Raw genomic sequence first — 6913 nt, forward strand, 5'->3', positions numbered from 1 at the left:
AGCGTGTTGACGGTGTAGGGGCGCGTGGGGTTGGTGGAGGAGGGCAGCACGTTGGCTTCGCCCACCACCTTCAGGATGTCGGGCGCGTGGCCGCCGCCCGCGCCTTCGCAGTGGAAGGTGTGGATGGTGCGGCCCTTGAAGGCGGCGATGGAGTCTTCCACAAAGCCTGATTCGTTGAGCGTGTCGGTGTGGATGGCGACCTGGGTGTCGGTGCGCTCGGCCACGTCCAGGCAGGCGTCGATGGCGGCCGGGGTGGTGCCCCAGTCCTCGTGCAGCTTCATGCCGATGGCGCCGGCCTCGATCTGCTCCATCAGCCCCTGCGGCTGGCTGGCGTTGCCCTTGCCCAGGAAGCCCAGGTTCATCGGGAAGGCGTCGGCGGCCTGCAGCATGCGTTCCATGTACCAGGGGCCGCTGGTGCAGGTGGTGGCGTTGGTGCCGGTGGCCGGGCCGGTGCCGCCGCCGGTCATGGTGGTGATGCCCGACATGAGGGCTTCTTCGATTTGCTGTGGGCAGATGAAGTGGATGTGGCTGTCGTGGCCGCCGGCGGTGACGATCATGCCTTCGCCGGCCAGGATTTCGGTGCCCGGGCCGATGACGATGTCCACGCCCGGCTGCACGTCGGGGTTGCCGGCCTTGCCAATGCCCACGATGCGGCTGTCCTTGACGCCGATGTCGGCCTTGACGATGCCCCAGTGGTCCACGATGAGGGCGTTGGTGACGACCAGATCGACCGCGCCCTGGGCCCGGCTGCGCTGGCCCTGGCCCATGCCGTCGCGGATGGTTTTGCCGCCGCCGAATTTGACCTCTTCGCCGTAGCCACCGGCCTGCAGGGTGCAGTCGCGCTCGACCTCGATGACCAGGGCCGTGTCGGCCAGGCGCACGCGGTCGCCCACGGTGGGGCCGAACATGTCGGCGTAAGCGCTGCGGGAGATGCTGGCCATCACAACGCTCCTTGCACCAAACCACGGAAACCGTACACGGCGCGATCGCCGGCGTAGTCCACCAACTCGACCGTGCGCTGCTGGCCGGGCTCGAAGCGCACGGCGGTGCCGCTGGCGATGTTGAGCCGCATGCCACGGGCAACGGCGCGGTCGAAAGACAGGGCGGCGTTGGTTTCGGCAAAGTGGTAGTGCGAGCCGACCTGGATCGGCCGCTCGGCGGTGTTGACCACCACCAGCGTGGCGGTGCGGCGGCCCGGGTTGAGCGTGTGTTCGCCGGGGTCGATGAGGAGTTCGCCGGGGGTCATGTGCGGCCTTTCGAGGCGTGGGCTTTACTTGCGCGACAGCCAGAGGGCCGCGCCCACCGCCAGCGCCAGCGCGACGAAGCCGAGCGTGTCGGTGGCGTGCCAGTGCGCGCCGAACAGGCCGTGGCCGTCGTGGGCGTGGCCGGTGCCGGCCAGCAGAGCGGCGGACAGGCCAATGCAGGTGGAGCGGGTCAGGGACTGGAGACGGGGCGGGATCGAGGGGCGCATGGGGAGTCCTGGTGGGGGCACGGAGCGGTGGGGCTCAAACGATGGGCTGGTGCACGGTGACGAGCTTGGTGCCGTCCGGGAAGGTGGCCTCGACCTGGATGTCGGCGATCAGTTCGGCCACGCCCTCCATCACGTCGGCGCGGCTCAGCACGGTGCGGCCTTCGCTCATCAGGGCGGCCACGGTCTTGCCGTCGCGCGCACCTTCCATCACGGCGGCGCTGATCAGCGCCACGGCTTCGGGGTAGTTGAGTTTGAGCCCGCGGGCGCGGCGGCGCTCGGCCAGCAGCGCGGCGGTGAAGATCAGCAGCTTGTCCTTGTCGCGGGGGGAGAGTTCCATGCCCGCCATTCAGCAAGAGGCGTGCCCAGGGTGCGCCCTCGGTGTGCACGTTTGGGGTGCATGGCGTGGTGCCGGGGCCAGGGACGCCGCCCGCATGCCCCAGTCTGGGGTGGCCCGGCGGCACCACCCACCGGCGCTGCCCGGCGGCGGCCTGGGGCCTGGGCCGATAATGTGGCATCTGCCCCCTTGCCCTCCACGCCGTGCCGCCGCCCCGCGGCGAACCGCCATGACGCCCCAGCCCAAAAGCCTTCACGCCGCGATGCTCCTGCAGGTCGCGGCCATCACCCTGGTCGGCGTGCTGGGGGTGGTCTGGGCGCTCTACCGCACCGTCATGGTGCCTGAGCGCCAGCACCGCTACCAGATCGCCGCCGATCTGGCCGTGCTGGCGCTGGAGCAACGCCTGCGCGCCAAGGAGGATTCGGTCGTCTCCATGGCCGCCGCGCTGGCGCGCGACCCGCGCGTGCGCACCGGCCTGCGCCAGCGCGACCGGGCGCCGCTGCTGGCGGCGATCGGCGACATCCGCGACGACTACGCCGCCATCACCGACTACCGCGGGGTGCGGGCCCAGGTCATCGACGCCGAACGCACCATTCTGGCGCGTTCGTGGGACCCCGGCTACAGCGGCGGCAAGGCCCCGCACCCGCTGGCGGCGGCGGTGGCCGCGCAGCGCCTGAGCCAGGCCAGCTTTGGCGTGGGCAACGCCGGGCTGGGGGTGATCGGTTTCGCGCCGGTGCTCGACGGCGAGCGCCTGCTCGGGCTCGTGTCGGTGACCCAGGGCGTGGGCTCGGTGGTGCGGGCGCTCAAGGACGAGCGGGTGGACTGGCTCATGGTGGTGGACGAGGCCGCGCTGGCCGAGCGCCACGGCGGCCAGCTGCCGGCCAGCTTCGCCGCCAACCCGGTGCTGCAGCCCGGCCACCGGCTGGCCCACGCCGAGTGGTTCGAGGCCGCCGACGCCGCCTGGCTGGCGCGCCACTGGGCCGCCGTCACCGCACGGTCCGAGCCGGGCATCGTGGACAACCGGCTGGTGGTGGTGCGCGAGGTGCGCGACGAGGCCCAGGTGCGCATCGGCCGCCAGTTCCTGCTGCTCGACCCCCGGCCGATCGAGGCCGACATCGCCGACTTTGGCCGCAACCTGGCCTGGGTGGTGCTGGGCATCGTGCTGTTGCTGCTGCTGATGGCCGGGGTGCTGATCGGCTTTGTTGGCCGGCGCGTGGTGGCGCCGTTGCGCACCATGACCGAGCGCATCCGCCATGCCATGGCGCGCCAGCGCTTCGGCGAAGCCCTGGTGGTGACCCGCCAGGACGAGATCGGGGAGGTCAAGGCCTCGTTCAACGCCCTGATGCAGACCCTGGCCGAGGCCCTGGACCAGGCCAACCGCACGGTGCAGGCGGTGGCCCGGGGCGACTTCGAGGCGCGCATGACCGGCCACTACGTGGGCAGCCTGCAGGAACTGCAGCGGGGCCTGAACCAGGCGGTGGCCGACCTGCAGCAGACCCAGCGCGCGCTGGTGCAGGCCAACCAGGCCAAGAGCCTGTTCCTGGCCAACATGAGCCACGAGATCCGCACCCCGATGAACGCCATCATCGGCATGGCCTACCTGGCGCTGCGCACCGACCTGAGCGAGGAGCAGCGCGAGTACGTGCAGCACATCCACGACGCGGGCACGCTGCTGCTGGGCATCGTCAACGACATCCTGGACTTCTCCAAGGTGGAGGCCGGCAAGCTGGAGCTGGAGTGCGCGCCGCTGCGGCTGGAGGACGTGCTGGCCAGCGCCCTGCTGATGGTGCGGCCGCAGGCCGCGGCCAAGGGGCTGGACCTGGTGCTGGACCTGCGCAGCGCCCGCCTGCTGGGCGCGCAGGGCACCTTCATGGGCGACGCCCTGCGCCTCGGCCAGGTGCTGACCAACCTGCTGTCCAACGCCGTCAAGTTCACCGCCCGCGGCACGGTGCGGTTGACGGTCGAGGTGCAGACCCCGCCCGGGGTGACCCCGGTGGGTCTGGCGTTTGCGGTGGAGGACACCGGCATCGGCATGGACCCGGCGCAGCGGGCGCGGCTGTTCCAGGAGTTCACCCAGGCCGACGGCTCGACCACCCGCCGCTTCGGCGGCACCGGCCTGGGCCTGGCGATTGCCCGGCGGCTGGCCCGGCTGATGGGCGGCGACCTGGTGGTGCAGAGCGAGGCCGGGGTGGGCAGCCGCTTCGACCTGACCCTGGCCCTGCCGCCGGCCGATGCCGACGCCGCGACCCAGACCGCCCTGCCCCCGGGCGGGCGCTGCCTGGTGGTGGACGACAACCCCCTGGCCGCCCAGGCCCTGGCCCACCTGCTGCGCAGCCTGGACGCCGAGGTGGACGTGGTGCACAGCGGCGACGAGGCGCTGGCCCGGCTCGACGCGGGCGCGCGTTACGACCTGGCTTTTGTCGATTGGGTGATGCCCGGCATGGACGGCGAGGTGCTGCTGGCGCGATGGCAGGCGGGGCCGGCGGCGGGGGCCATCGGGCGGGTGGTGGTGGTGTCGGCCCACGACGCCGCGGGCCTGCAGGCGGTGGCCACCCGCCTGGGGGCGAGCCGGGTGCTGAGCAAGCCGGTGCTGCCCGAACACCTGCGCGCCCTGTGCCGCCCGGCGCCGGCCCCGCGCGCTGCGGCGCCGACCGAGCCCGACGCCGCCCGCCTGGACGGCATGCGCGTGCTGCTGGTGGAGGACAACGCCGTCAACCAGATGCTGGCGCGCAAGCTGTTGCAGGCGCGCGGCGTGGCGGTGGACCTGGCCGGCGACGGCCAGCAGGCGCTGGACCGCCTGGCCAAGGTGGGGCCGCGCCACTACCACCTGGTGCTGATGGACCTGCAGATGCCGGTGATGGACGGTTACACCGCGGTGCAGCGGCTGCGCGCCCAGCCCCGCTTCGACACCCTGCCCATCGTCGCCATGACCGCCCACGCCCTGACCGAGGAGGTGGAACGCTGCGCCGCGCTGGGCATGAACGAGCACCTGACCAAACCGATCGACCCGCAGCGGCTGTACGCCACGCTGGCGCGGTTTTTCCCGGGGCCGACCCCGGGCTGAACGCGGTTCAGACCTGCCAGATGCGCGGCGGTGTCTGGCCCAACTGCCAGGCCTCGTGCCGCAGCACCGCCCAGACCCGCTGGAACAGCCGCATCAGCGGCTCCACCAGCGGCGCCAGGGCACGCAGCACCAGCGTCTGCGGGTTGGGACAGGTGACGCCGGCGGCCAGCGGCTGCAAGGTCTCGGGCAGCAGGGCGCGCACCGCGTCCAGCAGCCGCTCGCGGCGCGCCCGGTCCCAGGCGCTCCCGCTGGCCAGCACCAGCGTGCCCAAGCAGCGCTGGCCGGCCAGGCCCAGCGGGCCGTCCAGCAGGCGGGTGTCGCGGCCGTCCAGCAGGCCCTGCTCCAGCCACAGGCCGGCCAGGGCCATGTGCTGGTGCAGGCGGCCGTGGTCAAAGGCCTGGCCCGACGCCGGCAGGCCCAGCGCGGTCACGTCCCAGGCCAGCAGCTCGGCGCCCGGGGCCAGCGTGGCGTCCAGCCGGTTGTGGCCGTGGCAGCCGGGGTAGGCGATCGTCTCCAGCGGCAGCCACTCCAGCCGGGCGCCGGCGTCCAGGGTCAGCCGCACGCGCTGGGTGGCGGCTTCGCCTTGCGAGCGGTAAAAGCGCGTCGCCCCGGGGGTGGAGACCAGGCCGTGGCTGCCGGCCTCGGCGCGCACCGCAATGTCCAGCGTGTCGCCCTGCACCAGCCCCCCCGGGGGGTGGACGATGACGTTGTGGCACAGGCCGGGCCCTTCCGGGTAGAGGCTGTGGAACAGGCGCAGCGGTCCGTCGTGGCGGTGGTGGGCGACACAGCGGTCGCCGTGGCGGCGGTAGGTGAGGTCCAGGGAGGCGTGCCAGGGCATGGGGCGGTGGGGGCGTGGGCCCGGCACCGGGCCGGGGCCGGGCGCGTGGGGGCGGTTCCCGACCCAAGCAAGAGCGGGGCCAGGGGCGTGCGCGCCGTCGTGGCCCGGTGGCCCGGTGGCCGCGTCAGTCGCCGTCGGCGAAGCTCTGGGCGATGCCGCGGAAGCGCTCGTGCACCTGCAGGAAGGCGTCGACCACGTCCGGGTCGAAGTGGCTGCCCCGGCCCTCCTGGATGATGGCCAGGGCCTGTTCGTGCGGGAACGCCGGCTTGTACACCCGCTTGCTGATGAGCGCGTCGTAGACGTCGGCCAGCGCCATGAGCCGCGCCGACAGCGGGATGGCCTCGCCCGCCAGGCCTTGGGGGTAGCCCGAGCCGTCCCATTTTTCCTGGTGCGACAGGGCGATTTCCTTGGCCGGACGCAGGAATTCCAGCTCGGTGCCCAGGGCCCGCTCGGCCCGCGCGATGGCGTTGTGGCCGATGGTGGTGTGGGTCTTCATCACCTCGAACTCCTCGGGCGTGAGCCGCGCCGGTTTGAGCAGGATGTGGTCGGGGATGCCCACTTTGCCGATGTCGTGCAGCGGCGCCGATTTGTAGAGCAGTTGGATGTAGTCGGGCGTGAGGGTGGCGCGAAAGCGCGGGTGGTCGCGCAGCTGCTCGGCCAGGCACTTGACGTAGCGCTGGGTGCGCAGGATGTGGTTGCCGGTCTCGTCGTCGCGGGTTTCGGCCATGGACGACAGGGCCAGCACGGTCACGTCCTGCACCGCCTCGACCTGGCGGGTGCGGCGCGCCACCTCGGCCGCCAGGTAGTCGGCCTGGTCGCGCAGGAAGTCGGCCGAGGCCTTGAGCGCCAGGTGGGTGCGCACCCGGGCCAGCACGATGGGCGGGCTGATGGGTTTGGTGATGTAGTCCACCGCGCCCAGCGCCAGGCCCCGGGTTTCGTCGTCGACCTCGGCCTTGGCCGTGAGGAAGATGACCGGGATGCGGGCGCTGGCCGGGTCGGCCATGATGCGCCGCAGCACCTCGTAGCCGTCCAGGCCGGGCATCATGATGTCGAGCAGGATCAGGTCGGGCGGCGGGCCGCTTTGCAGCAGCTTGAGCGCGCGTTCGCCGCTGTTGGCCACCACCACCCGGTACTGGTGGCGCAGCAGTTCGGACATCAGGGCCAGGTTTTGCGGCGTGTCGTCCACGACCATGACCGTGGCGGTGG

Annotated in this window: 7 protein-coding genes; 1 reads left to right on the top strand and 6 read right to left on the bottom strand. The window is 72.4% G+C overall.

Annotated features, from left to right (window positions below; all coding sequences use genetic code 11):
• From HA630_RS03880 to HA630_RS03895, 4 genes are all read right to left on the bottom strand, one after another.
• Positions 1-941, bottom strand: a 941-nt coding sequence (locus HA630_RS03880; RefSeq protein ID WP_166832485.1) for an urease subunit alpha, incomplete at its 3' end; no start/stop codon positions are given.
• Positions 941-1246, bottom strand: coding sequence for an urease subunit beta (locus HA630_RS03885; RefSeq protein ID WP_166832486.1), 306 nt, complete (start codon positions 1244-1246; stop codon positions 941-943). The genes HA630_RS03885 and HA630_RS03880, both read right to left, overlap by 1 nt.
• Before the next feature lie 24 nt (positions 1247-1270).
• Positions 1271-1471 (bottom strand): hypothetical protein, encoded by a 201-nt coding sequence (locus HA630_RS03890; RefSeq protein WP_166832488.1) that lies wholly within the window; start codon positions 1469-1471, stop codon positions 1271-1273.
• Positions 1472-1505: 34 nt separating this feature from the next.
• Positions 1506-1808 (bottom strand): urease subunit gamma, encoded by a 303-nt coding sequence (locus tag HA630_RS03895; protein WP_166832489.1) that lies wholly within the window; start codon positions 1806-1808, stop codon positions 1506-1508.
• Positions 1809-2034: 226 nt separating this feature from the next.
• On the opposite strand from HA630_RS03895, the gene HA630_RS03900 reads away from it, so the two are divergent.
• A complete protein-coding gene (locus HA630_RS03900) occupies positions 2035-4869 on the top strand; it encodes a response regulator (protein WP_166832490.1) in 2835 nt (944 codons plus the stop codon).
• A gap of 7 nt (positions 4870-4876) precedes the next feature.
• Here HA630_RS03900 and HA630_RS03905 read toward each other — a convergent pair whose 3' ends face one another.
• Together HA630_RS03905 and HA630_RS03910 are read right to left on the bottom strand one after the other, a co-directional pair.
• Positions 4877-5707 (bottom strand): urease accessory protein UreD, encoded by an 831-nt coding sequence (locus HA630_RS03905; RefSeq protein ID WP_166832491.1) that lies wholly within the window; start codon positions 5705-5707, stop codon positions 4877-4879.
• 124 nt (positions 5708-5831) lie between these two features.
• Positions 5832-6913: HD-GYP domain-containing protein (locus HA630_RS03910; RefSeq protein WP_166832492.1), on the bottom strand; the 1082-nt coding region annotated here is incomplete at its 5' end.

Source organism: Aquabacterium sp. A08 (genome assembly GCF_011742065.1).

Excerpts from the sequence above, each read along its gene's own strand:
- HA630_RS03895 (WP_166832489.1), bottom strand. The coding sequence starts at position 1,808 with ATGGAACTCTCCCCCCGCGACAAGGACAAGCTGCTGATCTTCACCGCC.
- HA630_RS03890 (WP_166832488.1), bottom strand. The coding sequence starts at position 1,471 with ATGCGCCCCTCGATCCCGCCCCGTCTCCAGTCCCTGACCCGCTCCACC.
- HA630_RS03905 (WP_166832491.1), bottom strand. The coding sequence starts at position 5,707 with ATGCCCTGGCACGCCTCCCTGGACCTCACCTACCGCCGCCACGGCGAC.
- HA630_RS03885 (WP_166832486.1), bottom strand. The coding sequence starts at position 1,246 with ATGACCCCCGGCGAACTCCTCATCGACCCCGGCGAACACACGCTCAAC.
- HA630_RS03900 (WP_166832490.1), top strand. The coding sequence starts at position 2,035 with ATGACGCCCCAGCCCAAAAGCCTTCACGCCGCGATGCTCCTGCAGGTC.